Source organism: Roseateles sp. P5_B10, assembly GCF_056400485.1.
The window spans coordinates 1-1690 of sequence record NZ_JBFULE010000998.1 but is presented as its reverse complement, the minus strand read 5'-3'; the positions used below and the strand labels follow the sequence as shown (position 1 = coordinate 1690).

Sequence of the window (1690 nt, the reverse complement as noted above, 5' to 3'; positions counted from 1 at the left end):
TCTGGGCCACGAGCATGATCTGGCGGCCCGCTTCCATCGCGGCTTCCAGCGCCTTGATGGACTTGGGCCGGCCCACGAACAGCGGGATGACCATGTGCGGGAAGACGACGACATCGCGCAGCGGCAGCAGCGGCAGCGTGATGGGGTCGGCGGGGAGGATGGGATGTCCGGACATGAAGACCTCTCTTTCTCAGGTCGATGTGCGGCCTGAGGGGGCGATTGCAAGTTGAGGGCTTAGTAGGGGCTCAGGCGCTGGCCTTTTGCTCGCGGTAGACCAGCAAGGGACGTGCCGACGTGTCCTCGATGTTGTGCTCGTCGAGCACAACCTTTTCGACGCCATCGAGCGCGGGCAGGTCAAACATGGTGTCGATCAGCGACTGCTCCATGATGGAACGCAGGCCGCGGGCGCCGGTCTTGCGGGCAAGGGCCTTGCGAGCAATGGCAACAAGCGCCGGCTTGCGGATTTCGAGTTCGACACCGTCCATCTGGAACAGCTGCTGGTATTGCTTGAGCAGCGCGTTCTTGGGCTCGGTCAGGATCTGCACCAGGGCGTCTTCGGTCAGCTCGCCAAGTGTGGCGACCACGGGTAGGCGGCCGACCAGTTCGGGGATGAGGCCGAACTTGATGATGTCCTCGGGCTCGCACTCGCGGAACACCTCAGAAACACGGCGTTCGCTCTTGCTCTTCACCGTCGCGCCGAAGCCGATGCCGGACTTCTCGCTGCGGTTCTGGATGACCTTCTCCAGGCCGTCGAAAGCACCGCCGCAGATGAACAGGATGTTGGTCGTGTCGATCTGCAGGAAGTCCTGGTTCGGGTGCTTGCGGCCACCTTGCGGCGGCACCGAAGCCATCGTGCCTTCGACGAGCTTGAGCAGCGCCTGCTGCACGCCTTCGCCGGAGACGTCCCGCGTGATGGAAGGGTTATCGGCCTTGCGCGAGATCTTGTCGATCTCGTCGATGTAGACGATGCCGCGCTGCGCCCGCTCGACGTCGTAATTGCAGTTCTGCAACAGCTTCTGGATGATGTTCTCGACGTCCTCGCCGACGTAACCGGCCTCGGTCAGCGTCGTCGCATCGGCGATCACGAAGGGCACGTTCAGGAGGCGCGCCAACGTCTGCGCCAACAGCGTCTTGCCGGAGCCCGTGGGGCCGATCAGCAGGATGTTGCTCTTGGACAGCTCGACCGAATCCTTGGTCGACGCCATGTGGCGCAGGCGCTTGTAATGGTTGTAGACGGCCACGGCGAGGGTGCGCTTGGCGACGTCCTGGCCGATGACGTACTGGTCGAGGCTGGACTTGATCTCGCTCGGCACGGGCAGGTCGGACTTGCCAGCACGGGCAGCGGGGGCCGGCGCCGGGATCTCGTCACGGACGATGTCGTTGCACAGCTCGATGCATTCGTCGCAGATGAAGACSGWMGGACCSGCGATCAGYTTSYKRACTTCRTGCTGGCTCTTGCCRCAGAACGARCARTACAAAACTTTTTCGCTGGAGGTGCCTTTTTTGTCGGCCATGGGTCTGCTCGGGGATGCCAGTGGACAGGCAGGTGCCTGAAATGATGATAGTCCAAACGATCTCGGGGCCCTCGTAGGGATAAGGGCCCCGATTTCACCGCGAATCCGGGGGGCAGTTACGGCCCCTCACAACTCAGGGCCGGTGTTCCAGCACCTGGTCGATCAGGCCGTAGTTC

Annotated in this window: 2 protein-coding genes; both read right to left on the bottom strand. The window is 62.7% G+C overall.

What is annotated here, in order from left to right; genetic code table 11:
* The coding region (locus tag AC1DU6_RS30130) for an LON peptidase substrate-binding domain-containing protein (protein ID WP_477861714.1) at positions 1 to 175 on the bottom strand (175 nt) is incomplete at its 3' end.
* A 70-nt stretch (positions 176 to 245) separates the two neighbouring features.
* Positions 246 to 1514, bottom strand: coding sequence for an ATP-dependent Clp protease ATP-binding subunit ClpX (gene clpX, locus AC1DU6_RS30125; RefSeq protein WP_477861712.1), 1269 nt, complete (start codon positions 1512 to 1514; stop codon positions 246 to 248).
* Between the last annotated feature and the right edge of the window lie 176 nt (positions 1515 to 1690).